The organism is Bradyrhizobium sp. P5_C12, assembly GCF_054049735.1.
This window is the reverse complement of the sequence record NZ_JBFULU010000012.1, coordinates 48,021-73,073: the sequence shown is the minus strand read 5'-3', so window position 1 is coordinate 73,073 and position 25,053 is coordinate 48,021. Positions and strand designations below refer to the sequence as shown.

Sequence of the window (25,053 nt, the reverse complement as noted above, 5' to 3'; positions counted from 1 at the left end):
ATGAGTTGAGATCAAGCCGCGAGTTCGACGCGGGGGGCCGGGCTCAGCCGGTCTTCCTCCAGATAGTCCATCGCGCCGTCCTTCTCGACGGCGTAGAACTGCTGGCCTTCCTTCGATCTGAAGGCAGCGCGGACGACGCCGCGGCGGCCCTTGTCACTGTTGACGACGTCCCCCAGCGAAAACTTCCTCATCACACGTCCCTGGCTTCTGGCCGACTGCTTCGGCCACGCCGGGGATTTTGGAAGGCAAATCGTTAACGGCTTGCTAACCATACGCGTTTCCCTATGCTCGCCGCCGTTTCGCGCGGATGACACCTGCGCCCCTTGCCGAACAGACGAGCCGAGGCCTATGACGCGAGTTCCGACCTTCTTTTTGTCGCATGGCGGCGGCCCCTGGCCGTTCATGGAGGACAGGCGGGTGCAATATGCCAAGACCGCCGAGGCGTTCGGCCGGTTGCCGCAGCGTCTGCCGGCGAAACCCAAGGCGGTGCTCGTCATCACCGGCCATTGGGAGGCCGATGCGTTCACGGTGTCGACCGCGGCACATCCGCCGATGGTGTACGACTATTACGGTTTCCCCGAGCACACCTATCATCTGAAATATCCGGCGCCGGGCAAGCCCGAGCTCGCCGCCGAGGTGAAGGCGCTGCTCGTGCGCGCCGGCCTCGATTGCCGCGAGGATGCCAATCAGGGATTCGACCACGGCACCTTCGTGCCGCTCGGGCTGATGTATCCGAACGCCGACATGCCGATCGTGTTGCTGTCGCTGAAATCGAGCTACGATCCGGGCGAACACATCAGGGTCGGGGAGGCGATCGCGCCGCTGCGCGATGAGGGCATCCTGATCATCGGCAGCGGGCTCACCTATCACAACATGCGCGGCTTCGGACGGCCGGAGTCGAAGCTGGTCTCGTATGATTTCGAGGCTTATTTGAACGAGGCGATCAGCCATCCGGATGCAGCACGGCGCAACGCAATGCTGGTCGACTGGGAGAATGCGCCGAGCGCACGCCTTGCGCATCCCCGCGAGGACCATCTGCTGCCGCTGATGGTGGCCGCCGGCGCTGCCGGCAGCGATGTCGGCCATCGCGTGTTCGTCGACGAGGTCGCGAACGTCGCGATGGCGTCGTATGTGTTCGGCGGCTGATCTCGCCGCCAGCGCCGCGATCAGGCGGCAGCTGTGGCGTCCGAGGCACAGTTCTCCAACAACTGGCTTCCAATCGGGAGGACTGTCGATTTTGTCTAGACGAACAGTGCTAGTGCCGGCTTACTCTTGATTGCCCGAGTCTAGAGACACTTCGGTTTCAGGATTATCGACGCCTCTGATGACGCTGCATGTCACGGTCAACGACGCTCACGCTGGCGCCCCCCGCTGTGACATGAAGGCGGTCATCGCCGTAGTTGGACTTGCGATCGAAGCCAGAATAGCCGGCGCGCCAGCGATGATCGCTGATGGTGACCGGACCGCCTTTTACTTGCGTGACGCTATCAGACACGGCGCGCGCGGCATTATAAGTTTTGGGGTATGCGGCGGGCTAGATCCGAAGCTCCGACCAGGTCACATCGTCATCGCCTCGTCGGTATTTGCCGCGAAAGATGAAGCTTATCCAGCTGACCTCCCCTGGGCCGAGGAGCTCCTTCGGATGATCCCGGGTGCCAGCTACTCTGCGATAGCTGGAGTCGCTTCCCCGATGACAAGTCTTGAAGAGAGGCGGGACTTCCATGGCATCACCGGGGCGGTTGCCGCCGATATGGAGTCGCAGATCGTCGCTCGAATTGCTTCCGAACTCAGAATTCCCTTTGCCGTCTGTCGTGTTGTTCTAAACCCTGCTCATCGAAAACTTCCGAGGGCAGCGCTCATAGATATTGGGCCCGCAGGTAAGCCTGAACTGCGCAAGATTGGACGTTCGCTTGTTCAAGACCCGGGGCAACTCCCAGGTCTTAGCCGGCTCGCCGTTGACTCTGTCATGGCGGTGATGGCTTTGCGCAGCGCCAAGCGACGGATCGGAGCTCACTTTGGTTTCCCGCACCTGTATTCACGAAACCCAGTTCCCATTCCGACGCGTGCACTTGAAACGATAGCCACACGCGCCTGATCCTGCAGTAGCGCGCTCCCGATCCTAGACTTCAGACTTGTCCAGGTCCGAGATGGTGGTGTTTGAATCTGCACGCCGGCGCAGGAAGACGTTACTCACCGAAAGAGCCGGCGCGGCCAAAATATCCGCCAGCGCATTCCAGGAAAACGTTGGCCGAGGCGCGCCCGCATGGCACGAAGTCTGCTCGGCCGCTCGTCCGATGCAGCCTCGTCGTCTCATAAATCGCCAGGCGAGCGGGTTCCAGTCGCGCCAGACCTGCTCCGCCCTTTGGGATAGCAAGCCAGAGACGATTTCCGGCGCAGGTCCGAAGACCTCAGGCAGTTTGCTCGACAAATTGTTGTCCGACAGAACGTCCCATCTCGAAAATCCGCCCATGATCGGAGATGAAATGGCGAACACCACGCGACCAATCCGCGCCTCACGTGTCGGGAAAGAACACATTGGGCAAGGTTCGACGATTGAATACAAAGTGCAATCCGGCAAACGCTTTTGTCTTAGAATCTTCTGCGCCTCTGAAAGAGCCACGAGTTCCGCGTGTCGGGTCACGTCGCATTCCGATGAAACGTGGTTAGTCGCTTCTGCGATGACCTGTCCTCGAGACGCGATTACGGCGCCGAATGGCAGCTCTCCTTCCTTCACCCCTTGCCGAGCGAGTTCGAGGCATCTTTCCATCATTCGCAGATCTTGGACGTCAGCTTCTGATCTACTCATAGGCGCCCCTTTGGGAACGCGAGAACGGTGTTGAGAATGCGTCTGTCGCCGCCCCTTCATATTACGGCGGCGTCGTAGCGATGTAGAATGTTTCCGGTGCCGCTACGGAGGCGGCTCCTGCGGCCTGGCATATTCGCAATTAAGCAGCGGGCTACAAACAGTCTGACTTGATCTGGATCAAGGACCGTTACCTTTCAGGTGCCGCACGGACCACACGATGATCTATTGTCTATGTCGGCTCCGGGGTCCCTCGAAAACAGACATCCCGGATTTTATGGGTACTCGCGCCAATCCGCTCTAAGCAGCTTCAACCTCAGCCGTATTTCAGCTTCATGAACAGGATACCGCCGGCGAGCACCATGGTGATGGCGTTGGCGGCGACCAGCGGCGCGTCGCCGCTGAGCAGGCCGTAGACCAGCCAGAGCGCCAGGCCCAGCACCATGACCAGGAACATGCCGAGCGAAATGTCTTCGGTCGAGCGGGTCTTCCAGACCTTGATGAATTGCGGCGCGTAGGCGACGGTGGTGCAGGTCGCGGCGGCAAAGCCGAGCAGCTTGATCGCGAAGGGGTCCATGGCCGCTCTATAGCATGGATTCGGCGATGAAAAATCCGTCGGATGGCGGGGGCTCACGCCCTTCGCGCCGCGATGATGCCGCGATAGAGCGCGGCATAGTCGCCCGCCCGGTTGCGCCACGAGACGTCCGTCGCCAGGCCCATAAGCTGCAATTTTCGCCACGCCGGCCTGTCGTGGAAGGTGAAGCTCGCACGTCCCAGCGCAGCCGAGAGATTTTTTGATGTGACCGGCCCGAACGTAAAGCCGGTGGCCGCGTCGCCGGCATCCCTGACGTCGGCGACCGTGTCCGCCAGTCCGCCGACACGCGATACGACCGGCACGGCGCCGTAGCGCAGCGCGCAAAGCTGGGTCAGGCCGCAGGGCTCGAACCGCGACGGCACGAGGAGCGCGTCGGAGCCGGCCTGGATCAGATGGGCGAGCGCCTCGTCATAGCCGATCACGGCGGCGATCCGTCCCGGATGCGCGCGCGCGGTCCCCTTGAAGCGCTCCTGCAACTCGGCATCGCCGCTGCCGAGCAGAGCCAGTTGCATGCCGTCGCCAAGGATGGTGGGGATGGCTTCGAGCAGGAGATCGAGCCCCTTTTGCCACGACAGCCGGCTGATGACGCCGAGCAGCAGCGCGTCGGGCAGCGGATCGAGGCCGAGCCGCTGTTGCAGGGCGGCCTTGTTGGCCGAACGGAACGCCAGCTCGTCGGGACCGAAGCGATAGGCGATGTGCGGATCGGTCTGGGGATTCCACACGGAAATGTCGATGCCGTTGAGAATGCCGCTCAACACGCTGGAGCGCTCGCGCAGGAGGCCGCCGAGTCCCATGCCGCCTTCGTCGCTCTGGATCTCCCGCGCGTAGGTCGGCGACACCGTGGTGATGCGATCGGCGAGCTGCAGCCCGGCCTTCAGAAAGCTCACGCCGCCGAAATATTCGACGCCATGGACGTCGTAGGAATCCCAGGGCAGGCCGATCGCGCCGATCAGCTCACGCGCGAACTTGCCCTGATAGGCCATGTTGTGGATGGTCATCACCGTGCCCGGCCGCGGGCGGTTGTCATAGTGCAGATAGGCCGGCGCGAGCCCCGCCTGCCAATCATGGGCGTGAACGACGTCGGGCACGAAGGACGGGACGAGGCCGTGGCCGATATCGGCCGCCACGCGCGACAGCGCCGCAAAGCGCACGCCATTGTCCGGCCAGTCGACGCCCTCGGCGGTGACATAGGGGTTGCCGGGCCGCGCGTACAGATGCGGCACGTCGAGCACGAACAGATCGAGCCCGGCATGCGAGCCGGCGAGCAGGCGCCCCGGCCCGCCGAAATAATCCGGCCAGCGCCGGATTTCGTCGGCACCCGACAGCAGCCGCATCACGTCCGGATAGCCCGGCATCAGCGTGCGCATCTCGACGCCATGCGTCTTCAACGCGATCGGCAGCGCGCCGGCGACATCCGCGAGGCCGCCGGTCTTGACGATGGGGTAGACTTCAGAAGCGACCGCGAGGACGCGAACAGACGTCATGTATTGAGCCTGTCGATCATCGGCTGGGTGATGAGCGAGATGCCCTGCTCGGTGGTGCGGAAGCGTTTGGCGTCGAGTTCGGGATCTTCCCCGATGACCAGCCCCTCGGGGATTTCCACGCCGCGGTCGATCACGACATTCTTCAATCGCGCGCCGCGGCCGACATTCACATACGGCATGATCACGGCATTCTCGACGTTGGCATAGGAGTTGATGCGCACGCCGGTGAACAGCAGCGAGCGGCGCAGCGAGGCGCCGGAAATGATGCAGCCGCCGGAGACCAGCGAGCTCACGGCCTGGCCGCGCCGGCTCTCCTCGTCATGGACGAATTTTGCGGGCGGGGTGATCTCGGAATAGGACCAGATCGGCCAGGCGCGGTCGAACAGGTCGAGCTCCGGCACAACGTCCGTGAGGTCGATGTTGGCGGCCCAATAGGCATCGACCGTCCCGACGTCGCGCCAGTAGGAACGCGGGTCGGAGCCGGAGCGGACACAGGAGCTGCTGAACTGATGCGCGATGGCGCGGCCGTTCTTGACGATATGGGGAATGATGTCCTTGCCGAAATCATGGTTGGAGTTCGGGTCCTCGGCGTCGCGCTTGAGCTCGTCGAACAGGAATTTCGCGTCGAATACGTAGATGCCCATGCTGGCGAGCGAGACATCGGGTTTGCCCGGCATCGGCGGCGGATCTTTCGGCTTTTCCAGGAACTCCTGGATCCAGCCGTTCTCGTCGATATGCATGATGCCGAAGCCGGAGGATTCCGCGCGCGGCATTTCGAGGCAGCCGACCGTGACGTCGGCGCCGCTGTCGACGTGCTGCCGCAGCATCACCTCGTAGTCCATCTTGTAGATGTGGTCGCCGGCGAGCACCACGATGAAGCGGGCGTTGTGCGACTCGATGATGTCGATGTTCTGGTAGATCGCGTCCGCCGTGCCGACATACCACATGTTCTCCGACACGCGCTGGCTCGCGGGGAGAATGTCGAAGCTCTCGTTGCGCTCGGGGCGAAAGAAGTTCCAGCCCATCTGAAGATGCCGGATCAGGCTGTGCGCCTTGTACTGGGTGGCGACCGCGATGCGGCGGATGCCCGAGTTCACCGCGTTCGACAATGCGAAATCGATGATGCGGGACTTGCCGCCGAAATAGACGGCGGGCTTGGCGCGCCGGTCGGTCAGCTCCAGGAGCCGGCTGCCGCGTCCGCCAGCCAGGACAAACGCCAGCGCCTGACGGGCGAGCGGCTCATTTCCGGCGGCACTCATGTCATCCTCCCACACTCTGGCGCAGCCGGGACCTTCGCGAGAAGCCTCTCGGTCGCGCACCATATTGGAACCGATAGTAACGGTACGAATAGTAAATCGGGAAGATGCTTGTTGGTTGCGAATGCCCGGGAAGCTTAATGCTTTGCCGTGGTGATCGACTTCCGGTGGTGTCGTCCTGGTGTCATATCCTCGCGGTCAGCATGCCGCATCCGGCAGGCGGCCCGATCACATTTGAGGCAGGCCCGGCTGTTGTGCGCCGCACGCGAAATCGAGGCTTTGACTTGGCGCCGGGATGCCCGATCATGGTGTGTAATCCTTTTTCCAAATGAAACGTCAGACAGGGAGCAAGACGATGACGATCTGGAAAACGGCGATTGCCTGTTCGCTGGCGGGCGCGGTCATGGCCAGCCAATTCGAGCAGGCGGCGGCAGCGCCGCTGCCGACCAACGTCGCGGCCATGAAGGCCGCGGCCGGCGACGATGTCACGCAGGTGCATTGGCGTGGCGGCGGCTGGGGATGGGGTCTCGGCGGCCTCGCGGTCGGCGCGATCATCGGCGGTGCCATCGCCAGCAGCGCGCCTTACGGCTATGGCTATTATGGCGGCGGCCCGTACTACGGCGGCTACGGATATCCGGGCTACGGCTACGGCTCCGGTTATGCGCCGGCGTATTATGGTTACGGACCGGCCTACGCCTATCCGCGATACTACCGGCCCTATCGCCCGTATTACGGCTACGGCTATGGCTACTATCGGCCGTACCGCGCCTATGCGCGTCCCTATTATCGCGGCTATTGGTAATCGCGCGGCTAGAGCGAGAGCCAGACGATCAGGCTCATGCAGGCGAAATGCGCGAGCACGATCGCGGCGAGATGAAGCGGGCCGGCCTTGAGGCTGAGCCTGCTCATCTCGCCGCCTCCGCCTACAGCCGTTTCCGTTCCGATGAATCGGAACGGGGCTCTAGATTCTTGCTTTGACGCGTTTTCTTCACGCGAACCGGTATCCACTTCGCTCGAAAACGCTCTAGTTTGACCCCGCGGCCGCGGCGGTGAAGCTGCGGTCGACGGCTTGGTTCACGTCGAGCTTCTTCGGCAGGATGCCGTAGCGCGTCGAGCGGTCGGCGGCCTCCTGCACCTCCTTCACCACGTTCTCGTCGATCACGATCGGGCTGGTGCGCTGCGCGGTGTAGGCCGAGAGCAGTACATCCTCGGGCAGCTTGGTCAGCTCGGCCGTGTTCTTCGCATACTCAGGCAAGTGATCCAGCGACCACAGCCGCGCCTTGTTCAGCCGCTGCACGAGGTCCTGCACCGCCGCGCGCTTGGTGGCGATGGCGTTGTCGGAGGCGACGATGAAGGTGATGGTGGGCGTGAGGCCCTCGCCGTCGGCGATCACGCGGGCCTTGTCCTTCAGCGTCGCGAACGAGACGTAGGGCTCCCACACCGCCCACGCGTCGATCGAGCCCGCCACCAGCGCGATCTTGGCGTCGACCGGGCCGAGCGGCGCGAAGGTCGCGTCCTCGAGCTTGATCTGTGCCTTCTCCAGCGTCGCGTCGATCAAAAACTGGCCCCAGCCGCCGCGGGTGCCGGCGAGGCGCTTGCCCTTGAGGTCGGCGGCCGATTTGATCGGCGAATCCTGACGCACCAGGATGGCCTGCGTCTTTGCATCCGAGCGCGTGCCGCCGATCGCCTTGATCGGCGCGCCGGCAGCAAAGACCGAGAGGAAAGAGAGATCGCCGGTATAGCCGACGTCGAGCGCACCGGCGTTGAGCGCTTCCAGGATCGGTGCCGCGGCGGGGAATTCCGACCATTCGATTCTGTACGGCAGGTCCTTCGCGTAACCTGAAATCTCCAGCAGCGAGCGGTTGCCGCCCTTCTGGTCGCCGACCCGGAGCACGACCGCGTCGGCCGCGAATGATGCGGCGGCCGTCGACAAGGTGATGGCGGCAGCGAGTAGCGATGCCGCAAGCCGGCGCGTGATGGAATGATCGTGGGAGTTGATGTTCATGTGGCCTGTCTTGTTTGATCTGTCTTGTTGCTTGGCTCACGACGCGTGAGCGAACGATGCAGCGAGACGATCAAGTCTATGATCGCGCGATACGCAGTCAATGAAATGGCCGACCGTATTACGTGCGCGATGAGCAAGGACGTTTCAACGAACCCGCACTTTCGAGAAAGCGGAGCGAGCGCAGATCAAAATGCGCAAGAATGATGCAGGCAAGGGAGTCCTGTGCTGCGCTCGCCGGCGGCGCGTCGCTGGAAATCGTTTCATCGTGTCTGCGCGCGCCGATGGAGAGAATGACTTCGCTACGCGCCACATTCGAAATTCCATTTCATTGACGATGCAGTGAACGCGCCGCATGATTTGCGCATCGCATCAACGCGGCGCGTGAGGCGCCGACGGAAAGATTTTCTCTCAACGCAGCTCCCCACGGAACATGCGCAACGCGAACCGTTGTGCAAACGGCGGAGCCATGCCAGCGCAGGAGTTAGCGGCCAATGAACAACGAGACCAAGCGCGGCGGATCGAGCCTCGACCGGCGCCACTTGCTCCAGGCAGGCTTCGCGGCAGCCTTGGTCGCGCCGCTGGGTGCGCAGGCCTTCGCGCCGCGCGCGATCGCGCCCGGCGTCGATCTGTCGGAATTCCCGCTGTGCCGGACGGCGGCAGATACGCCTGCGCTCACCGGCGCGCCGCGCAAGCTGAAACTGTCGTGGAACGCCGGTGCGGTCTGCCTCGCGCCGGTGCCGGTCGCCATCGAGCACGGCTTCTTCCGGAAGCACAATCTCGACGTCGAGCTCGTCAACTATTCCGGCTCGACTGACCAGCTGCTCGAAGCCATCGCCACCGGCAAGAGCGACGCCGGGCTCGGCATGGCGCTGCGCTGGCTGAAGCCGCTGGAGCAGGGCTTTGACGTCAAGATTGCCGCCGGCACCCATGGCGGCTGCATGCGCGTGCTGTCGCGCACCGACTCCGGCGTCGCCAGGCTCGCCGATCTCAAGGGCAAGATCGTCGCGGTGGGCGATCTCGGCGGCCCCGACAAGAACTTCTTCTCGATCCAATTGGCAAAACTCGGCATCGATCCGGTCAAGGACGTCGACTGGCGCGCCTATCCCGGCAATCTCCTCAACGTCGCCGTCGAGAAGGGCGAGGTGCAGGCGTTCCTATCGTCCGATCCGCTCGGCTATCTCTGGCTCAAGGACAGCCAGTACAAGGAGGTCGCATCCAATCTCGACGGCGAGTATCGCGAGAAGAGCTGCTGCATCCTCGGCCTGCGCGGTAGCCTGGTGCGCGAGGAGCCGCAGGTCGCGCGCGCCATCACCCAGGCGCTGCTCGATGCGGCGATGTTCACCGCGCAGAATTCGACGATCGCGGCGAAATCGTTCCAGCCTTACGCGCCGAAGACGGCGACGCTCGCCGACATCGAGGGCATGGTGCGCTACCACACCCACCATCATCATCCCGTCGGCGAGGTGCTGAAGCGCGAGCTGAAGGCCTATGCCGACGATTTGAAGAGCGTGCAGGTCTTCAAGCAGAGCACCGACACGGCGAAATTCGCGGAGCGCATCTATGTCGACGTATTCGCTGTCTGACGGCCTCGCCTCGGGCACGCCGCGGGTCTCGCGCGCGCCGCTGCTTGCGAACTGGGTGCGGGACTCCGGCGTGGGCGTTCTTGCCAGCGCGGCATGGATCGCGTTCGGGCTCTCCTGCCTGTGGTGGGAGGACGTCGGCGACTGGTCGCGCACGCATTCGCTCGGAATTGCCGCCTTCATCGTCGCTGTGGTCGCCTTGTTCGGAACCGTAGGCGCCGATTATCTCGGTTCGGCAGGACGCGGCTTGCGGAAACGCGCGCCCTGGCTGGTCGCACTCGCCTCATTCCTGACGCTGTGGGAGGTTGCGACCGCAAAATTCGCCTGGCTGCCGCTGCCGTTCTTCCCGCCGCCGCAATCGATCATCGAGGTCTATACCGACGATCTGCCAAAGCTGCTCGACAGCGTCTTTGCCTCGGTCAGGCTTCAGCTCGGCGGCTATCTGATCGGCGCCACGATCGGCTTTTTGACCGGCGTCTCGATCGGCTGGTCCCGCGCCGTCGGCTATTGGGTGCATCCGGTGCTGCGATTCATCGGCCCGCTGCCCGCGACCGCCTGGCTGCCGATCGCGTTCTTCACCTTTCCCTCGAGCTGGAGCGCCTCGACCTTCCTGATCGCGCTGGCGACCGGCTTCCCGGTCACGGTGCTGACCTGGTCGGGCGTCGCGAGCGTCAGCAATGCCTATTACGACGTCGCGCGCACGCTGGGGGCAAAGCCCTCGTTCCTCGTTCTGAAGGTCGCGATCCCTGCGGCATTGCCGCACGTCTTCGTTGGCCTGTTCATGGGGCTCGGCTCGTCCTTCGCCGTGCTGGTCGTCGCCGAGATGATCGGCGTCAAGGCCGGGCTCGGCTGGTACCTGCAATGGGCGCAGGGCTGGGCCGCCTACGCCAACATGTATGCGGCGCTGATCGTGATGTCGCTGCTCTGCTCCGGCGCGATCACGCTGCTGTTTTCGATCCGCGATCGCCTGTTGGTCTGGCAGAAGGGGACCGTCAAATGGTAGCCGCAGCTCTTGCCGAAGCGGTCACGCATCCGGCTGCCGGCGCCGCGCTCGATATCGAGCAGGTCAGCCATGCCTTCGACATCGACGGCGCCGAGCTGCCGGTGCTCAGCGACGTCAGCATCTCGGTCGAGCCCGGCGAATTCGTCGCGTTGCTCGGCCCGTCCGGCTGCGGCAAGTCGACCTTGCTGCGGCTCGTCGCCGGCCTCGACAAGCCCAAGGCCGGAACGCTGCGCGAGGACGAGGCTCGCATCACCCGCCCGCATCCCTCGCGCGTCGTCGTGTTCCAGGATCCGACGCTGTTTCCCTGGCGCTCGGTCTGGGACAATGTCGCGCTGGGGCTGGAAGCCCAGGGCATCCTCAAGAGCCAGCGCCACCGCGTCGATGCCGCGCTCGATCTCGTTGGGCTGTCGTCCTTCCGCAAGGCCTATCCGCACCAGCTTTCCGGCGGCATGGCGCAGCGCGTGGCACTCGCCCGCGCGCTGGTCAACGATCCCAAAATCCTGATCCTCGACGAGCCGCTCGGCAAGCTCGACTCGCTCACCCGCATCACCATGCAGGCCGAGCTCGTCTCGCTCTGGCAGCGCAAGGGCTTCACCACGCTGCTGGTGACGCATGACGCGGAGGAGGCGCTGGTGCTGGCCAACCGCGTCATCGTGTTCAGCGATCGCCCCGCGCGCGTGAAGGCCGACATCCGGGTCGACCGGCCCTATCCGCGCCACCGCGGCGATCCTTATCTGGGCGATCTGCGCCGCCAGATCCTCGGCCTCTTGGGGTTGGATGCCACATGGTAACTTCTGTAGCCAAAGGGCGGCTGGCCCATAGCGAACCCGACTACATCGCCCGCGCCGAGACGTTGGCGGAAGCCTTTGCCGCGCGTGCAGCCGAGCACGACCGTACCGGCAGCTTTCCCTTCGAGAACTTTCGCGAGCTCTCCGAGGCGGGCCTGCTGTCGCTGACGGTGCCGGCGGCCCATGGCGGAGCTGGCGCCGGCGCGAGATACGCCGCGCGCGTCATTGGCATCGTCGGCAAGGCCGATCCCTCGACCGCGCTGGTGCTGTCGATGCACTACATCAACCATCTGGTGATGGCGCGCAGCCCGAGCTGGCCGGCGCGGCTGTCGCGCAAGCTTGCGCGCGAGACGGTCGAAGGCCTCGCGCTCGTCAACGCGCTGCGCGTCGAGCCCGAGCTTGGCTCGCCGGCGCGCGGCGGCCTCCCGGCGACGATCGCGCGGCGGACAGAGACCGGTTGGCGCCTGACCGGTCACAAGATCTATTCGACGGGGGCACCAATCCTGAAATGGTATCTGGTCTGGGCGCGGACCGACGAGGCCGAGCCGCGGATCGGTCAGTTCCTGGTGCCGGCGGGCCTTCCGGGCACGCGCATCGTCGAGACCTGGGACCATCACGGCCTGCGCGCCAGCGGCAGCCATGACGTCATCTTCGACGACGTCGTCATCCCGTTCGATGCCGAGGTCGATGTCCGCAAGCCCGCGGACTGGCGCGCGCCCGATGTCACGCAGGCCACCGTGCACACCGTGTTCGTGGCCGCGATCTATGACGGCATTGCACGGGCGGCACGCGACTGGTTGGTCACCTTCCTGAAGACGCGGGTGCCGGCCAACCTTGGCGCGCCGCTGGCGACGCTACCGCGCGCCCAGGAGATCCTCGGCGGCATCGAAGCGCGGCTCGCGGTCAATGCGCGTTTGATCGACAGCTTCGCGTCCGATTTCGATGACGGCTTGCAGGTGAGCGCGATCGAGTCCAACATCATCAAGCTGACGGTGACCAATAACGCCGTAGCCGCAGTGGAGGACGCCTTGTCGCTGACCAGCAATCACGGTCTGTCGCGCAAAAATCCGCTGGAACGGCATTACCGCGACGTGCTCTGCGGCCGCGTTCACACCCCCCAGGACGACACCACGAAAATCTCCGCCGGGCGCGTTACGCTCGGTATCTGACAAATCATCAAGTGGAGCCTTGCCATGTCGGTCGAGTTCATCGGCTTTATCACCAACAACAATTCTTCCGAGACCATCGTCCGCTCGGGCCCCGTGCTCGATCCGCCCTATATCGAGACAGTGGCAAAGGCGCATGAGCTCGCCGGTTTCGACCGCGCACTGCTGGCGTTCCATTCGACCACGCCGGACGCGCTCCAGGTCGCCCAGCACGTCCTGACCATCACCAAATCGCTGAAGGTGATGATCGCGCAGCGGCCGGGCTTCACCGCGCCGACGCTCTTGGCGCGCCAGCTTGCCACGTTGGACCAGTTTTATGGCGGCCGCGTGTCACTGCACGTCATCACCGGCGGCAACGCCATCGAGCTCAGGCAGGACGGCAACACGCTCGACGACAAGGACGAACGCTATGCCCGCACCAGCGAGTTCCTCGACGTGGTGCGACTGGAATGGACCAGCGAGAAGCCGTTCAGCTACAGCGGCAAGTATTACAACGTCGAGAACGGCTTTTCACAGGTGAAGCCGTTGCAGAAGGGTGGCATCTACACCTTCGTCGGTGGCGGCTCGGATGCCGCAATCGAGGTCGCCGGCAAGCACGCCGACACTTTCGCGCTGTGGGGCGAATCCTATGCGCAGGTGCGCGACGTCACCGCGCGCGTTCATAACGCGGCCGTCAGGCACGGGCGACCGACGCCGCGCTTCAGCCTGTCGGTGCGGCCGATCCTTGCCGATACAGAGGAGAAGGCCTGGAAGAAAGCCGACGAGATCCTCGAGCGTGCCACGGCGCTCCAGGACCAGACCGGCTACCGCAGGCCGAACCACGCCACCGACGGCGCCAAGCGCCTGCTCGCGCTCGCCGACCAGGGCAGCCGCATCGACAAGCGGCTGTGGACCGAGATCGCGAAGCTCACCGGGGCCAACAGCAACACCACGGCACTAGTCGGCACGCCCGAGCAGGTCGCCGAAGTGTTCGGCGACTATTACGATCTCGGCGTCAGCCATTTTCTGATCCGCGGCTTCGATCCGCTGATCGATGCCATCGAATACGGCCGCGAGCTGATCCCGCTGACCCGCAAGCTGATCGCGGAACGTCAGGTCGCCCGTGGTGAGGCCGCGGAATGATCCGTCTCATGTTGGCCGGCGCGCTGCTGCTCGGCTCGCTTGACCTGACGGCAGCGCAAACCACCCTGCGCATCGGCGACCAGAAGGGCAATTCGCAGGCCGTGATGGAAGCGGCGGGCGTGCTCAAGGACGTCCCCTACAGGATCGAGTGGAAGGAGTTTCCGGCGGCCGCGCCGCTGCTCGAAGCGCTGAGCGCCGGCGCGATCGAGACAGGGCTCGTCGGCGATGCGCCCTTTACCTTCGCCGCCGCCTCCGGCGCGCCGGTGAAGGCGATCGCCGCGATCCGGCAGACGCGGGAAGGGCTTGCGATTCTGGTGCCCGAGAATTCACCGATCAAGTCGTTCGCCGATCTGCGTGGCAAGAAGATCGCGACCGGCCGCGGTTCGATCGGTCATCAATTGATCCTCGCCGCACTGGAAAAGAACGGCTGGGCTGCGTCCGACGTGCAGATCGCGTTCCTGGCGCCATCGGACGCCAAGATCGCCTATACGCAAGGCTCCGTCGATGCGTGGTCGACCTGGGAGCCCTATGTCAGCCAGGAGGAGGTGCTGTTCAAGTCGCGCCGCATCATCACCTCGGAGGGCCTGACGCCGGGCCTGAGCTTCCAGGTGGCGCGGCCCGAGGCCATCCGCGATAAGCGCGCCGAGCTGACGGATTTCGTTCGGCGCCTCACCGCGGCACGAGCGTGGTCGCTGAATAACGTCAACTTCTATGCGGAGACCTGGGGCAGACTGATGAACATTCAGACCGCGGTACCCCTCAACTGGCTGTCGCGCGCCAAGATCCGGATCGCGCCGATCGACGACGGCGTGGTGGCGGACGAGCAGAGCACGATCGACCTGTATCTCCGCTGGGGCCTGATCAAGCAGAAGCTCGATGCGGCCGAGATCGTCGATCGTTCTTTCGCGGACGCGATTGCGAAGGCGGGATTGTAAGGCTGAGCGATAGCAACAGCTCTCGTGTCCATTCATCTACAAACATTGCGGCTCGATGGATTCCGGGCTCGCCCTTCGGGCGCCCCGGAGTGACGATGGTGGGGGACGAAAAGCTCACGAGTCCCTCAAGCATCCGTGAAGCGAGAAGAACATCGCCAGAGCAACCGCCGTTCTCGACAGATTCGTTCTGCATTTCCTCTCATCAACAACACCCACATTGCTATTTGCACTCCCTCCCTTGCACCACACCGCATCCCGTCAAAAATCAATCGGACGACCACATCGGGAGACCGGCTATGGGCCTGCAAGAAACAAAAATCGAATCGCTTCCCTTCGTCACCGCCGAACTGAACTATCTCGCACCGGTTCCGGGCAAGCCGCGCACCTACGCCTTCGATCCGCCGCCGGGCGAGCCCAAGAGCACCTCGCTGCCGGAGCCGCATCAGGTCCCGATCTTCGACGCGCGGCTGATCGCGAACAATTTCTCGCTCGATCGCGAGGGCTTTGCGCTGGTGCGCCATCCGAACCAGGTGAAGGACTTTTACAACGACGAGGAGGTGAGGGCGGTCTACTATCCGGCGGTCGAAGCCTTCCTGCGCGCGACGTTGAAGGCCGATCGCGTTGTCATCTTCGATCACACCGTGCGCAGGCGCGTCGAAGGCGCCGCCGACATTCGCGGCGTCGGCCCGCGCCAGCCCGCCACCCGCGTCCATGTCGACCAGACCGCGCTCTCGGGCGCCAACCGCGTGCGCGAGCATCTGCCTGACGAGGCCGAGGAGCTGCTCAAGGGTCGTGTGCAGGTGATCAATCTCTGGCGCCCGATCCGCGGTCCCTTGCGCGACTCGCCGCTCGCGATGGCCGACGGCACGACGGTGGCGCCGGATGATCTCGTCGCCTCCGACCTGATCTATCCCAACCGCCGCGGCGAGACCTATTCGGTGAAATACAATCCGAACCACCGCTGGTTCTATTTCCCGGAGATGACGCCGGACGAGGCGCTACTATTGAAGTGCTACGACTCCGTAACCGACGGCCGCACCCGCTTCGGGCCGCACACCGCCTTCGTCGATCCGACCACGCCGGCGGATGCACTGCCTCGCGAAAGCATCGAGGTCCGCACGCTGGTGTTTCACAAGCAGTAACAAAGTGTGATGGCACTGCCGGGCGTCGCCCGGCAGTTCCTGGAACTTAAGGGAACAAAGCGACGTTTGCAGCGCGGGGCAGGGCCAACCGGGAGCGGTGCCGTGCGAGCGCAGACGACATTATTATTATTGCTTTGTGTGACGACCTCTTCTCTCGCCCTCATTTCAATCGTGCATGCCGAGAGCGGGCTCGCCTCATATTATGGATACGGAAAAGCCGGCAAAGGCGGCGACCTGACCTGCGCCCACCGGACCCGCCCGTTTGGCACCGTGCTCAGGGTGTCCTACGGTAGCCGCTCGATCCAATGCCGCGTCAACGATCGCGGCCCCTTTATCCGCGGACGTATCGTCGATCTCTCCGTGCCGGCCGCCCGTGCGCTCGGCATGATGAGCGCGGGCGTGGTGCGCGTCTCGGTGGATTAGGCCCGCAAGCGCGCTATAGTGCCGCCCAAACCGGGGGTGAGGGGCGCTATGGCAAGAATCAGGGTGGGGCTCGTGGGCTGCGGCTTCGTGTCGGAGCTGCACATGTACGCGTTCCGGCGCGTCTATGGCGTGGATGTCGAGGTCGCGGCGGTGGCCGCGCGCGGCGACCACGTCGTTGAGTTCGCCCGCCGTCATCAGATCCCGCGCAGTTATCGCAGCTTTGCCGAGCTGATCGCCGACCGCGAGCTCGATGTCATCGACATCTGCACGCCGCCCAATCTCCATGCCGAGATGATCGTAGCCAGCATGCAGGCCGGCAAGCACGTGATCTGCGAAAAGCCGTTTGCCGGCTATTTCGGTCGTGAGGGCGACAAACAGCCGATCGGCAAGCATGTCCCGAAGGCCGTGATGTATGAGCGTGTGCTGGAGGAGATGGACGCGACCCGTGCCGCGATCGAACGCACCGGCAAGCTTTTCATGTATGCCGAGGACTGGATCTATGCGCCTGCGGTGACCAAGACCGCGGAGATCATCAAGGCGACCAAAGACAAGATTCTGTTCATGAAGGGCGAGGAAAGCCATTCCGGCTCGCACGCGGCGCATGCCGCGCAATGGGCGATGACCGGCGGCGGCTCGCTGATCCGCATGGGCTGCCATCCACTCTCGGCCGTGCTTTACCTCAAGCAGGTGGAGGCCAAGGCGCGCGGCGAAACCATCCGCGTCGCCAGCGTGACCGGTGACGTCGGCAATGTCACGGCTGGCCTGAAGCCGGAGGAACGCACCTACATCAAGGCCAATCCCGTCGATGTCGAGGACTGGGGCACGCTGACTGCGACCTTCTCCGACGGCACCAAGGCGACCGTGTTCTCCGGCGACATGATCATGGGCGGCGTGCGCAATCTGATCGAGACCTACACGAGTGGCGGCTCGCTGTTCGCCAACATCACGCCGAACACGCATCTGATGAGCTACCAGACCAGCGAGGAAAAGCTCGCCAACGTCTACATCACCGAAAAGGTCGACCGCAAAACCGGCTGGCAATATGTCTGCCTGGAGGAGGAATGGACCCGCGGCTATCTCCAGGAGATCCAGGATTTCATGGAATGCGCCGCGACGGGCCGGCAGCCGCTGTCGGACCTCGCGCTGGCGTATGAGACCATCAAGGTGAACTACGCGGGGTATTGGGCCGCGGACGAGGGACGGCGGGTGGTGTTGTAGGCCACCGGCGGAGCCGCAGTTCACCTCGCCCCGCTTGCGGGGAGAGGTCGGAATTCAAGCGCAGCTTGTATTCCGGGTGAGGGGGACTCTCCGCGAGTCCGACTATCACCACCCCCGTGGAGACTCCCCCTCACCCCAACCCTCTCCCCGCAAGCGGGGCGAGGGAGCGCAGTCCCGCTGCGGCGATAAACTTTCCCTACGTCCCGTAAGTCGAGCCCTTCGGCAGCGGAAATACCGGGTCCTGCGTGCGGATGTTCGTCGGCCACACCACGGAGATGTGCTCGCCGGCGTTCTGCATCACCACCGGTGTCGAGCGTTCGTTCTGGCCGGAGAGTGGCGTGCCCGGCGGGAAGAATTTCACGCCATAGCCCTGGATGGTGCCGCCGGCGGGGATGTCGACGTCGAGCGCGGCCTTGCGGATCGCCTCGGGCTCGAAGCTGCCGTACTTTTCCTTGGCGACCGGCAGCACRTTGTTGAGCAGCACCCAGGTCTGGTTGAAGCCCATCGAGCAGTGCGGCGGCACGTCGGTGGCGCCGGTCTTGGCCTTGTAGCGCGCGACCATGGCGTTGGTCAGATCGCCGATACCCGGTGCGAGCTTTGCCGGATCGAGCAATTGCGCCGGCACCGGATCGATGTTGCAGAAATTGTCGATGTCGGGACCAAAAGTGGCGCGCAGCTTGTCGAGCTGGCTGTAGCCGGCGCCGGCGCCGAACAGCATCTTGAAGCGCAGGCCGCTCTCGCGCGCCTGGCGCAGGAACAGGGTGATGTCGGGGTTGTAGCCGGCATGCGAGATCACGTCGGCCTTGGCCCGCTTGATCTTGGTCACCAGCACCGAGAGGTCGGGCGCCGAGGCCGAATAACCCTCGCGCAGCACCACCTGGATGCCGGCCTCCTTGGCGTAGGCCTCGTCGGCGGCGGCGACGCCAACACCGTAGGGGCCGTCCTCATGGATCAGTGCGACCTTGACCTCCTTGGGATCCATTCCGAGTTTTGCTTTCGCATGCTCGGCGAGGAAACCGGCGAAAGCCTGGCCGTACTGATCCGAGTGGATCTGCGCGCGAAACACGTATTGCAGGTTCTTGTCCTTGAACACGGCGGTCGAGACCGCGGTCGTGATCCAGAGGATCTTCTTCTGCTGCTCGACCTTCGCCGCGAGTGGCACCGCATGCGAGCTCGCATAGACGCCGTTGATGATGTCGATCTTCTCCTGGCTGATCAGGCGTTCGGCCTCGTTGATCGCAACGTCGGGCTTGCTCTGGGAATCCGCGGCGACTGGAACAATCTTGGTCTTGCCGCCGATACCGCCTTTCTCGTTGACGAGATCGATCGCGATCTGCGCGCCGATCGACGAGGCCACCGAGCCGCCGGCGGCAAACGGGCCGGTCAGGTCGTAGATCAGGCCGATGCGCAATGTCTCGGCTTGTGCCCTGGCGCGCGTCCAATCGAGGCTGAGTGCGGCGGCGGCCGCCGCCGAGGTCTTCAGCAGCGTCCTGCGTGAAGTGGGCATCCTATCCTCCCTCTGAACCGTCTTTGTGGCCGGCTTGCTATTTTTTCGAAGTATTGGGAGCGGGAGGTGGAAAGTCAACATCGCCCAAGGTCGATACCAGCGGCCGCGGCACACAACGCATGTGCGAAACGAGCCGGATCGAGCCCTCCGCTTCCCAACTCAGTCAGTTGGTGTCGGAACGGGTCGCCTCGAACACCGCGAAGCTCGCGCCGTCGAGCAACGGGATCACCCTTCCCAATCGGAAGCCGGCTCGCTCGAGCAGAGATCGATATTCCGCATCCGTGCGCTCCATGCCGGAAACATTGACCAGCATTTCCATGTCGATGTGAAGGACGCGCATCGCGTCGCGATGATTGGGCTCGATCCGCCGTTCGATCAGGAGAACCCTGGCATGCGCAGGCATCGCCGTGCGAACGTTTCGCAGGATTGCCAGCGATTGGTCATCGTCCCAATCATGAATGATTTGCTTCAGAATGTAGGCGTCCGCGTCCTTCGGGATGGATTCGAAGAAACTCCCGCCGATAGCCTCGCATCGCTCCCTCGCGCCTGCAGCCTCCAGTGCGGCGGCGGAGCCGGCCACGACGTCAGGCAGATCGTAGAGCACGCCGCGCATATTGGGATGAGCGGCCAGGATGGTCGCTAGCGTGAAACCGTGCCCGCCGCCGACATCGACGATGCGACTTACTCCTTGAAAGTCGTAGTGTTTGAGCAGCGCCGAACCCAATCGGGTGGAGCTCGTGGTCATCGTCGCGTTGAAGACCGCCGAAAGCCCCGCGTCCTTGCGCAAATAGTCGAACACCCCCATCCCATGTGCATGATCGAAGGCATGCTCTCCGGTTTGGACGGAGTGCAGGAGATGGCCCCAGGAATGCCAATGTGACTCGCCGAGCCACAGCCGCACCACTGGACAGATCGAGCCCGGAATGTCGGCGCGGAGGGTGGATCCCAGCTGGGTGAGCTCAAACCTTCCCGGAGAAATCTCGTCGAACAGTCCTGCTCCGGCCAGAAAGCGCAGCAGCCGATAAAGCGTGGCGGCATGGGTCTTGGTCGTCACTGCCAGATCGTCGCATTGTCGCGGGCCGGCCGACAGCAGGTCGGGAATTCCAAGCTCGACAGCGACGTGCAGCGCCTGCGAGATGCGGTACCCGCCGATCAGCCTGAATATCTGGGCAAAATCTTCCGGCGCAGGGGGACGCCCTGGGGAGATGCTTGGGTCCATCTGAGATGCTCCGCGCCAGCAGGGAGGCGGTCAGTGTCGCATCAGGGGAACGAACCGCATTGTGGTCAGGGGAACTGGGGGCAGGTCAACGCGACCCAAGGTCGCTGTGGCGGCCGGTAATGCGCATCGCGACAGGGAAAGAAAAAACCCACCGCGCAAGGAGCAATGGGCGCGATGTCGGCTGCTGCGCCGGTTACTGCGACAGTTTCACGAAGCTCGGAAACTTCATCTTGCCTTCGGCGATCTTCTCGGGCCAGACCACGATCTGCTTGCCGTCCTGCCACTGGAAGACGAGGCCGGAGACCGCACCGGGGCCGGACTTGATGCCGTGGGTGAACTCGTCGTTCTTGCCGTAGAACTGGATCTGGCCGATCGTGCCCTCGAAGTCGGTCTTCTCGAGCTCGGCGACCATCTTGTCGGGATCGGTCGAGCCCGCACGCTTGATCGCGTCGGTGATGATGTAGACCTCGTCATAGGCGGTGTAGCCGGTATAGGCCGGCGGCGTGCCGAACTTGGCCTTGAAGGCCGCGGCAAACGGCTTCGTCTTGGAGGTCACGGCGACGTCGGGCGTCGCAACTGCGAGCGAGGGCACGCCGTCGGCGGCGCCATTGGTGTCCTTCCAGAAGGTCGGGCTCAAGGCTTGCGCGCTGATGCCGAACATCGGGATCGGCACCTGCTGGTTCTTCCACTGCACCGTCGGCTGACGCCGACATGGGAGATGCCGGTCACGATCACGTCCGGCTTCTTGCCCTCGATGTTGTTGAAGATCGGCGTGAAGTCGGTGGTGTCGGGCGAGAAGCGCACATGCTCGACGACCTTGAGTCCGGCCTTGGGCAGGCAGGCCTCGTAGCCGACGTCGAGCGGCTTGGTCCAGGCCGCGTCCTCGCTCATGATCGCAACCGTCTTGAACTTGAGCTTGTCGACCAGCAGATCCTTGGCCGCGTCGCAGACGAGCTGGGCCTGCGCTGCCGAGGTCAAATAGCCGTGGAAGGTGTATTTGTTCTTCTCGTAGTCGTTGTGGATCGCCTTGGTGATCTCGTTCGAGGCGGCGCCGGGCGTGATCAGCGGCATCTTCAGCCGCGCCGCCCAGGGCTCGAGCGCCAGCACGACCTCGCTGATATAGCTCGCGATCACCGCCGACACCTTGTCCTCGCTCACCGCGCGCTGGAACGCGCGCACGGAGTCGGCCGACGAGCTCTTGTTGTCATAGGTGACGATCTCGACCTTGCGGCCGAGGATGCCGCCCTTGGCGTTGATCTCGTCGGCGGCGATCTGCGCGCCGCCCGGCGTCGCAGCACCCGCGATCGACTGCACCTCGGCGATCACGCCGATCTTGATCGGATCACCCGATTGCGCGTAGGCCGGCGCGGCGAGGCACAGCGCCAGCGCGGAGGCGAGGACGCTACGGCTCAAAATCGTCGATGGTCGCATGGTCGTTTCGCTTCTTTTGTTTTGTTGTCGTTGTGAACGTGACGTCAGAGATATCCAGCACCGGCCTCGCTCGCGAAGCGGCCGGGATCGCCCTCCCAGACGATCCGGGCGTGTTCGAGCACATAGACGCGGTCGGCATGCGGCAGCGCAAAGGTCACGTTCTGCTCGCCGAGCAACACCGTGATCGACGTGGTCTGCCGCAGCTTCGTTAGTGCCTTGGACAGGAGCTCGAGGATGACGGGCGCAAGCCCCAGCGTCGGCTCGTCCAGGATCAGGATTTGCGGCTGCATCATCAGGGCGCGGCCGATTGCCAGCATCTGCTGCTCGCCGCCGGAGAGCGTCTGTGCCATCTGGCCCTGACGCTCCTTCAGGATCGGAAACAGCTCGAACAGCCGCGCGAGCTGCGCGGCGCGCTTGTCGTCGGACAGATGCTGGCCGCCGAGATCGAGATTTTCCCGCACGCTCATCTCGCCGAACAGCTCGCGCGACTCCGGGCATTGCACCAGGCCGCTGCGGGCAATCTTCGCCGCGCTCGTGCCGCGCAGCTTCTCGCCGCCGCGCATGATCTCGCCACTGTACGGCAGGAAGCCCGAGATGGTGTTGAACAGCGTGGTCTTGCCGGCGCCGTTGAGGCCGACGATGGAGACGAACTCGCCCTCGTGGACGTGGATCGAGACGTTCTCGAGCGCCTGCGCCTTGCCGTAATGGACGCTGACGTTCTCGACCTGTAGCAGCGGCACCTTGTCCTTGAAGCTGGTCTCGGGCCGCGCATGGATTTCGAGCGCGCCGCCGAGATAGACCTTCCGCACGGTCTCGTTCTTCATGACGTCGTCGGCCTTGCCGGTGACGATTTCCTCGCCGAGATACATCGCCAGCACGCGGTCGACCAGCGCGGCGACGCTCTTGACGTTGTGGTCGACCAGCATCACCGCGCGGCCGTCGTCGCGGAAGCTGCGGATCAGGTCGGAGAAGACGTCGACCTCGGCGCGCGTCAGGCCGGCGAAGGGCTCGTCGACCAGCACCACCTTGGGGTCGCGCGCGATCGCCTTGGCAAGCTCGAGCCGGCGCAGGTCGGCGAACGRCAGCGTCGGCGGACGGCGGTTCATCACGTTGCCGAGCCCGACGCGATCGGCGATCCACTTGGCGCGCTCGACCAGCGCCTTGTCGGGGAATAGCATGAACAGGCTGTCCGGCAGCAGCGCGACCAGAATGTTCTCCAGCACGGTCTGCCGGTTCAGCGGCCGCGAGTGCTGGAACACCATGCCAAAACCTTTGCGCGCGATCTTGTGCGCAGGCAAGCCGGCGACGTTTTCGCCCTCGAAGATCACTTCGCCGGCGGTCGGGCGCTCGATGCCCATCACGCTCTTCATCGCGGTCGACTTGCCCGAGCCGTTYGGTCCGATCAGGCCAAAAATCTCGCCGGCATTGACCTCGAAGCCGAGGTTCTTCACCGCGGTTAGCCCGCCAAAACGCTTGGTCAGGCCGCGGACTTCGAGCACAGCCCGGTTTGAAAGCCTCATATCCATCACGAACGAGCCTCGCGCGAGAGGGCCGCTCCGAGGAAGCCGCCGGGGAAGAACAGCACGACCAGCAGTGCGACCGCCGAGACGATGAAGGTCGCAAGCTCACCCGTGGGCCGCAGGAACTCGCCGGCGACGATCAGGAAGATCGCGCCCAGCGCCGCGCCGAGCACGGTACGCCGGCCGCCGAGCACGGCCGAGACGATGACGTTCACGCCGACCGCGACGTCGACGACGGTACCGACCGAGGCGGTGCCGAAGTAGAACACCAGAAGCGCGCCCGACAGCCCCGAGAAGAACGCGCTGACGATGAAGGCGGCGAGCTTGTGCTTGACGATGTTGAAGCCGAGCGCGCCGGCCTGTACCGGGTCCTGGCCGCTCGCCTGGAGCACCAGCCCGATCGGCGATTGCGACAGGCCGTAGAGGATCGCCGCCGAGATCGTCATGAAGCCGAGCGCGATCCAGTAGTTCGCACCGGCGTTGATGGTGATGACGTCGGGGATGGTCAGCCCGATCTCGCCGCCGGTGAGGTCGGCGAACACCACGATGAAATTCTGCAGCATCAGCACCGCAACCAGAGTGGTCAGGCCGAAATAGGGGCCGCGCACCCGGAGCGCCGGCAGCGCCAGCACCAGGCCGGCGATGACGGAGGCGAGCGCCCCCAGCACGATGCAGAGATAGACCGACCAGCCGAACTGGGCATTCAGGATGCCGGCGGTGTAGGCGCCGACGCCGATCAGGAAGGTTGGGCCGAAATTGACTTCGCCCGCAAAGCCGAACAGCAGGTCCCAGGCCATCGCGAACACGCCGAAATAGAACGCGACGGTGAGAAGCCCGAGCACGTAGCCGGAGACATAAAGCGGCAGCGTTGCCGCGATCACGACCAGCGCGAGGGAGATGAAGAACAGCCGTGTGGTAAAGAAGCCGGCCATCTCAGCGCCTCCCCAGAAGGCCCTGGGGCCGGATGTACATCACGAACACGAGCAGCAGCAGCGCCGGAATGGTGCGGTAGGCGGGCGAGACCAGATAGGCCGTGAGGGTTTCGAGATAACCGACCACGAAGGCCGCGATCAGCGAACCGGAGACGCTGCCGAGACCTCCGAGCACCACGATCGAGAACGCGCTCGCCGTCAGCGGTCCGACGCTGTAGGAGCTGACGCCGAGAAACATCCCAAGCAGCACGCCGGCGATGCCGGCGAGGATGCCGTAGATCCCCCACACCACGATGTAGATGTTGGTGAGCTCGAGCCCGAGCAGGGTGACGCCGCGCGGATTCATCGACGCCGCCAGCACCGCCTTGCCGGTGCGGGTGCGGTTCACCAGGAGCCACAGCAGCGCGATGACGAGGCAACACACGATCGCGGTGAAGATCTCGTTCTTCGGCGTGCGGACGCCGAGGATCTCGACCACGCCCTCGACGATCGGCAGCACCGTCTTGGCGTTGTTGGTGAAGAAATAGGCGATCAGCTCCTGGATCATGATGCCCCAGAGCAGCGTGCCTGTGAGGACGAAGATCTCCTTCTCCTCATTGGGGATGCGCCGGGAATCCTGGATCGGCTTCACCACCGCGAAGTAGGTGGCAAACGCCGTCACGAGGGCGACCGCGACCCCGATCAGAGCGCCGGCATAGGTGCCGACATTGAGCACGCTGGCGGCGGCCCAGGCCGCCACGGCTGCCGCCACCATGATGGCGCCGTGGGAGAGGTTGAGCACGCCGGAGACGCCGAAGATCAGCGTGAAGCCGGTGGCACCGAGGGCGTAGAGAGCGCTGATGGCGAAGCCATCGATCAGGATCTGGAATGCTCGCATCTATGATTGGCAATCGGGTCTATGGCTTGAGGGAAGGTGCTGCGTAC

The 25,053-nt window shown here is 64.1% G+C and carries 23 protein-coding genes and 1 pseudogene; 12 read left to right on the top strand and 12 right to left on the bottom strand.

Annotation, left to right across the window (positions count from 1 at the left end):
- Positions 1–11 precede the first annotated feature (11 nt).
- Positions 12–191 (bottom strand): hypothetical protein, encoded by a 180-nt coding sequence (locus tag ACXJMY_RS13660; RefSeq protein ID WP_456619859.1) that lies wholly within the window; start codon positions 189–191, stop codon positions 12–14.
- Positions 192–348: 157 nt separating this feature from the next.
- On the opposite strand from ACXJMY_RS13660, the gene ACXJMY_RS13655 reads away from it, so the two are divergent.
- Together ACXJMY_RS13655 and ACXJMY_RS13650 are read left to right on the top strand one after the other, a co-directional pair.
- On the top strand, positions 349–1,146 hold the full coding sequence (locus ACXJMY_RS13655; protein WP_456619858.1) for a DODA-type extradiol aromatic ring-opening family dioxygenase: 798 nt from the start codon (positions 349–351) through the stop codon (positions 1,144–1,146).
- Positions 1,147–1,324: 178 nt separating this feature from the next.
- Positions 1,325–2,095, top strand: coding sequence for a phosphorylase family protein (locus ACXJMY_RS13650; RefSeq protein WP_456619857.1), 771 nt, complete (start codon positions 1,325–1,327; stop codon positions 2,093–2,095).
- Between the two features lie 24 nt (positions 2,096–2,119).
- On the opposite strand, the gene ACXJMY_RS13645 is transcribed toward ACXJMY_RS13650, so the two are convergent.
- From ACXJMY_RS13645 to glgC, 4 genes are all read right to left on the bottom strand, one after another.
- Positions 2,120–2,770, bottom strand: coding sequence for a nucleoside deaminase (locus tag ACXJMY_RS13645; RefSeq protein WP_456619856.1), 651 nt, complete (start codon positions 2,768–2,770; stop codon positions 2,120–2,122).
- A gap of 349 nt (positions 2,771–3,119) precedes the next feature.
- Entirely contained in the window at positions 3,120–3,380 is a 261-nt protein-coding gene (locus tag ACXJMY_RS13640; RefSeq protein ID WP_456619855.1) for a SemiSWEET transporter, read from the bottom strand.
- Between the two features lie 53 nt (positions 3,381–3,433).
- Positions 3,434–4,882 (bottom strand): glycogen synthase GlgA, encoded by a 1,449-nt coding sequence (glgA, locus tag ACXJMY_RS13635; RefSeq protein ID WP_456619854.1) that lies wholly within the window; start codon positions 4,880–4,882, stop codon positions 3,434–3,436.
- Positions 4,879–6,141 (bottom strand): glucose-1-phosphate adenylyltransferase, encoded by a 1,263-nt coding sequence (glgC, locus tag ACXJMY_RS13630; protein ID WP_456619853.1) that lies wholly within the window; start codon positions 6,139–6,141, stop codon positions 4,879–4,881. The genes glgA and glgC overlap by 4 nt, the downstream gene beginning before the upstream one ends.
- A 352-nt stretch (positions 6,142–6,493) precedes the next feature.
- On the opposite strand from glgC, the gene ACXJMY_RS13625 reads away from it, so the two are divergent.
- On the top strand, positions 6,494–6,940 hold the full coding sequence (locus tag ACXJMY_RS13625) for a hypothetical protein (RefSeq protein ID WP_456619852.1): 447 nt from the start codon (positions 6,494–6,496) through the stop codon (positions 6,938–6,940).
- 222 nt (positions 6,941–7,162) lie between these two features.
- On the opposite strand, the gene ACXJMY_RS13620 is transcribed toward ACXJMY_RS13625, so the two are convergent.
- Complete coding sequence (locus tag ACXJMY_RS13620) at positions 7,163–8,143, bottom strand: ABC transporter substrate-binding protein (protein ID WP_456619851.1); 981 nt, start codon at positions 8,141–8,143, stop codon at positions 7,163–7,165.
- Positions 8,144–8,634: 491 nt separating this feature from the next.
- Here ACXJMY_RS13620 and ACXJMY_RS13615 point away from each other — a divergent pair, with 491 nt between their 5' ends.
- The 9 genes from ACXJMY_RS13615 to ACXJMY_RS13575 all read left to right on the top strand — a co-directional run bounded on the left by ACXJMY_RS13615 (position 8,635) and on the right by ACXJMY_RS13575 (position 17,520).
- Positions 8,635–9,726 carry an ABC transporter substrate-binding protein gene (locus ACXJMY_RS13615; RefSeq protein WP_456619850.1) on the top strand — a complete coding sequence of 364 codons (1,092 nt, stop codon included), beginning with the start codon at positions 8,635–8,637 and terminating at the stop codon, positions 9,724–9,726.
- Complete coding sequence (locus tag ACXJMY_RS13610; RefSeq protein ID WP_456619849.1) at positions 9,704–10,726, top strand: ABC transporter permease; 1,023 nt, start codon at positions 9,704–9,706, stop codon at positions 10,724–10,726. The genes ACXJMY_RS13615 and ACXJMY_RS13610 overlap by 23 nt, the downstream gene beginning before the upstream one ends.
- A complete protein-coding gene (locus tag ACXJMY_RS13605) occupies positions 10,720–11,517 on the top strand; it encodes an ABC transporter ATP-binding protein (RefSeq protein WP_456619848.1) in 798 nt (265 codons plus the stop codon). The genes ACXJMY_RS13610 and ACXJMY_RS13605 overlap by 7 nt, the downstream gene beginning before the upstream one ends.
- Positions 11,511–12,683, top strand: a complete 1,173-nt coding sequence (locus tag ACXJMY_RS13600) for an acyl-CoA dehydrogenase family protein (RefSeq protein ID WP_456619847.1) — start codon at positions 11,511–11,513, stop codon at positions 12,681–12,683. Before ACXJMY_RS13605 ends, ACXJMY_RS13600 begins: the two co-directional genes overlap by 7 nt.
- A gap of 24 nt (positions 12,684–12,707) precedes the next feature.
- Entirely contained in the window at positions 12,708–13,802 is a 1,095-nt protein-coding gene (locus ACXJMY_RS13595) for an LLM class flavin-dependent oxidoreductase (RefSeq protein WP_456619846.1), read from the top strand.
- The gene (locus ACXJMY_RS13590) at positions 13,799–14,737 is read left to right on the top strand and encodes an ABC transporter substrate-binding protein (RefSeq protein WP_456619845.1); all 939 of its coding nucleotides are present in this window, start codon (positions 13,799–13,801) and stop codon (positions 14,735–14,737) included. Before ACXJMY_RS13595 ends, ACXJMY_RS13590 begins: the two co-directional genes overlap by 4 nt.
- 296 nt (positions 14,738–15,033) lie before the next feature.
- The gene (locus ACXJMY_RS13585) at positions 15,034–15,879 is read left to right on the top strand and encodes a CmcJ/NvfI family oxidoreductase (RefSeq protein ID WP_456619844.1); all 846 of its coding nucleotides are present in this window, start codon (positions 15,034–15,036) and stop codon (positions 15,877–15,879) included.
- A gap of 102 nt (positions 15,880–15,981) precedes the next feature.
- Positions 15,982–16,302 (top strand): septal ring lytic transglycosylase RlpA family protein, encoded by a 321-nt coding sequence (locus ACXJMY_RS13580; protein WP_456619941.1) that lies wholly within the window; start codon positions 15,982–15,984, stop codon positions 16,300–16,302.
- A 48-nt stretch (positions 16,303–16,350) separates the two neighbouring features.
- The gene (locus ACXJMY_RS13575; RefSeq protein ID WP_456619843.1) at positions 16,351–17,520 is read left to right on the top strand and encodes a Gfo/Idh/MocA family protein; all 1,170 of its coding nucleotides are present in this window, start codon (positions 16,351–16,353) and stop codon (positions 17,518–17,520) included.
- A gap of 196 nt (positions 17,521–17,716) precedes the next feature.
- On the opposite strand, the gene ACXJMY_RS13570 is transcribed toward ACXJMY_RS13575, so the two are convergent.
- The 6 genes and pseudogenes from ACXJMY_RS13570 to ACXJMY_RS13545 all read right to left on the bottom strand — a co-directional run bounded on the left by ACXJMY_RS13570 (position 17,717) and on the right by ACXJMY_RS13545 (position 25,006).
- Positions 17,717–19,027 (bottom strand): ABC transporter substrate-binding protein, encoded by a 1,311-nt coding sequence (locus ACXJMY_RS13570; RefSeq protein WP_456619842.1) that lies wholly within the window; start codon positions 19,025–19,027, stop codon positions 17,717–17,719.
- Between the two features lie 163 nt (positions 19,028–19,190).
- Positions 19,191–20,246: a methyltransferase gene (locus ACXJMY_RS13565; protein WP_456619841.1), complete on the bottom strand. Its 1,056-nt coding sequence runs from the start codon at positions 20,244–20,246 to the stop codon at positions 19,191–19,193.
- A gap of 193 nt (positions 20,247–20,439) precedes the next feature.
- Positions 20,440–21,677, bottom strand: a pseudogene (locus ACXJMY_RS13560) (ABC transporter substrate-binding protein).
- 44 nt (positions 21,678–21,721) lie between these two features.
- The gene (locus tag ACXJMY_RS13555; protein ID WP_456619840.1) at positions 21,722–23,203 is read right to left on the bottom strand and encodes an ATP-binding cassette domain-containing protein; all 1,482 of its coding nucleotides are present in this window, start codon (positions 23,201–23,203) and stop codon (positions 21,722–21,724) included.
- On the bottom strand, positions 23,203–24,129 hold the full coding sequence (locus ACXJMY_RS13550) for a branched-chain amino acid ABC transporter permease (RefSeq protein ID WP_456619839.1): 927 nt from the start codon (positions 24,127–24,129) through the stop codon (positions 23,203–23,205). Before ACXJMY_RS13550 ends, ACXJMY_RS13555 begins: the two co-directional genes overlap by 1 nt.
- 1 nt (position 24,130) lies before the next feature.
- Positions 24,131–25,006, bottom strand: coding sequence for a branched-chain amino acid ABC transporter permease (locus ACXJMY_RS13545; protein ID WP_456619838.1), 876 nt, complete (start codon positions 25,004–25,006; stop codon positions 24,131–24,133).
- Between the last annotated feature and the right edge of the window lie 47 nt (positions 25,007–25,053).

Excerpts from the sequence above, each read along its gene's own strand:
- ACXJMY_RS13545 (WP_456619838.1), bottom strand. The coding sequence starts at position 25,006 with ATGCGAGCATTCCAGATCCTGATCGATGGCTTCGCCATCAGCGCTCTC.
- ACXJMY_RS13595 (WP_456619846.1), top strand. The coding sequence starts at position 12,708 with ATGTCGGTCGAGTTCATCGGCTTTATCACCAACAACAATTCTTCCGAG.
- ACXJMY_RS13615 (WP_456619850.1), top strand. The coding sequence starts at position 8,635 with ATGAACAACGAGACCAAGCGCGGCGGATCGAGCCTCGACCGGCGCCAC.
- ACXJMY_RS13600 (WP_456619847.1), top strand. The coding sequence starts at position 11,511 with ATGGTAACTTCTGTAGCCAAAGGGCGGCTGGCCCATAGCGAACCCGAC.
- ACXJMY_RS13660 (WP_456619859.1), bottom strand. The coding sequence starts at position 191 with ATGAGGAAGTTTTCGCTGGGGGACGTCGTCAACAGTGACAAGGGCCGC.
- ACXJMY_RS13550 (WP_456619839.1), bottom strand. The coding sequence starts at position 24,129 with ATGGCCGGCTTCTTTACCACACGGCTGTTCTTCATCTCCCTCGCGCTG.
- ACXJMY_RS13640 (WP_456619855.1), bottom strand. The coding sequence starts at position 3,380 with ATGGACCCCTTCGCGATCAAGCTGCTCGGCTTTGCCGCCGCGACCTGC.
- ACXJMY_RS13645 (WP_456619856.1), bottom strand. The coding sequence starts at position 2,770 with ATGATGGAAAGATGCCTCGAACTCGCTCGGCAAGGGGTGAAGGAAGGA.
- glgA (WP_456619854.1), bottom strand. The coding sequence starts at position 4,882 with ATGACGTCTGTTCGCGTCCTCGCGGTCGCTTCTGAAGTCTACCCCATC.
- ACXJMY_RS13650 (WP_456619857.1), top strand. The coding sequence starts at position 1,325 with ATGACGCTGCATGTCACGGTCAACGACGCTCACGCTGGCGCCCCCCGC.
- ACXJMY_RS13585 (WP_456619844.1), top strand. The coding sequence starts at position 15,034 with ATGGGCCTGCAAGAAACAAAAATCGAATCGCTTCCCTTCGTCACCGCC.
- ACXJMY_RS13590 (WP_456619845.1), top strand. The coding sequence starts at position 13,799 with ATGATCCGTCTCATGTTGGCCGGCGCGCTGCTGCTCGGCTCGCTTGAC.
- ACXJMY_RS13625 (WP_456619852.1), top strand. The coding sequence starts at position 6,494 with ATGACGATCTGGAAAACGGCGATTGCCTGTTCGCTGGCGGGCGCGGTC.
- ACXJMY_RS13620 (WP_456619851.1), bottom strand. The coding sequence starts at position 8,143 with ATGAACATCAACTCCCACGATCATTCCATCACGCGCCGGCTTGCGGCA.
- glgC (WP_456619853.1), bottom strand. The coding sequence starts at position 6,141 with ATGAGTGCCGCCGGAAATGAGCCGCTCGCCCGTCAGGCGCTGGCGTTT.
- ACXJMY_RS13565 (WP_456619841.1), bottom strand. The coding sequence starts at position 20,246 with ATGGACCCAAGCATCTCCCCAGGGCGTCCCCCTGCGCCGGAAGATTTT.
- ACXJMY_RS13605 (WP_456619848.1), top strand. The coding sequence starts at position 10,720 with ATGGTAGCCGCAGCTCTTGCCGAAGCGGTCACGCATCCGGCTGCCGGC.
- ACXJMY_RS13575 (WP_456619843.1), top strand. The coding sequence starts at position 16,351 with ATGGCAAGAATCAGGGTGGGGCTCGTGGGCTGCGGCTTCGTGTCGGAG.
- ACXJMY_RS13610 (WP_456619849.1), top strand. The coding sequence starts at position 9,704 with ATGTCGACGTATTCGCTGTCTGACGGCCTCGCCTCGGGCACGCCGCGG.
- ACXJMY_RS13655 (WP_456619858.1), top strand. The coding sequence starts at position 349 with ATGACGCGAGTTCCGACCTTCTTTTTGTCGCATGGCGGCGGCCCCTGG.